This is a genomic window from Microcoleus sp. K1-B1 (assembly GCF_036704705.1).
GTDB lineage: Bacteria > Cyanobacteriota > Cyanobacteriia > Cyanobacteriales > Microcoleaceae > Microcoleus.
In genome coordinates this window covers 1-1,438 of the sequence record NZ_JAUBSH010000162.1, presented here as the reverse complement: position 1 = coordinate 1,438, position 1,438 = coordinate 1, and the positions used below count along the sequence as shown (strand labels likewise).

The following is a 1,438-nucleotide window of genomic DNA, read 5'->3' as shown; positions in this document are numbered from 1 at the left end:
AATGATCCTGGCTATTCCCAATTATGGGCACTCAACAACACAGGTCAAACTGGGGGAACAGCCGATGCAGACATCGATGCAGCCGAAGCCTGGGATATTCAACAGGGCAACCCAAACTTAGTTATCGGCGTTATTGATACGGGGGTTGATTACAACCACCCCGACTTAGTGGAGAATATCTGGACAAATCCAGGGGAAATTGCTGGAGATGGCATTGATAACGACAATAACGGATATATAGATGATGTTCGCGGCTGGGACTTTGCCTATAACGACAATGACCCGATGGATGTCGACGGACATGGCACCCATGTTTCGGGAACCATTGCCGCAAAAGGGAATAATGGTGTTGGTGTGACCGGGGTTGCCTGGAATGCCAATATTATGCCACTTAAGTTTATATCAGATGAGGGTTTCGGCTATACATCTGATGCAATCCTTGCCATTAACTATGCAACGGCGAAGGGAGTCAAACTTACTAATAACTCTTGGGGAGGCGGAGGCTTCAGTCAAAGCCTATACGATGCTATCAATACCGCCGGACAACAAGGAGCTTTATTTATTGCTGCGGCGGGTAATGACTACGGACAGAACAATGACATAACGCCTGCTTATCCTGCCAGCTACGATCTATCTAATATTATCTCTGTTGCCTCAACCACCGACACCGATGCACTCTCCTCTTTCTCCAACTATGGAGCCACCACAGTTGATTTAGGAGCGCCCGGTTCTGGTATTTATAGCACCACACCCGGAGGAACTTATGGCTTTAAGGATGGGACATCAATGGCATCTCCCCATGTCACCGGGGCGGCGGCGTTGCTGTGGTCTCAAAATCCCACTTGGACAGCACAGCAAGTTAAAAACAGGCTCATGCAAACAACTGACCCTATTCCCACTTTGAGTGGTAATACGGTTTCAGGAGGTAGGCTGAATATTAATTCAGCTTTGGGGGGATCTACCCCACCAGGGGCGACCAATGATAATTTTGCTAACCGGACTCTGCTAAGTGGCGTACCCGTGAGTACAACAGGGTCAAATATTGGAGCGACAGGAGAAGTAGACGAACCTACCCAAAGTGGGACAACTAACTCGGTGTGGTGGTCTTGGACAGCACCCAGTACCGGGACTTTTACTATTGACACCAAAAATAGTAATTTCGATACTTTCTTGTCGGTTTTCACTGGTTCTGCGGTTAATAACCTCACTCTGATTGGCTACGATGATGATGGGGCAGGGAGTGGATATACTAGCCTGCTTAGCCTGGATGCCACAGCCGGGACAACCTATCAAATAGCTGTTGATGGTTTTAGCAGTGCTACAGGTGAGATTCAACTTAATATTGTTCCTCCCCCTCCAGTCAATGATAATTTTGCCAACCGAATTGCTTTGACAGGTGAAACAGCCAATGGTACAGGAACAAATAGTGGAGCCACAG

General features: G+C 47.8%; 1 protein-coding gene. It reads left to right on the top strand.

Going from position 1 to position 1,438, the window contains the following annotated elements:
- On the top strand, positions 1-1,438 hold a 1,438-nt coding region (locus QUA83_RS29775), incomplete at both ends, for a S8 family serine peptidase (RefSeq protein WP_333297782.1).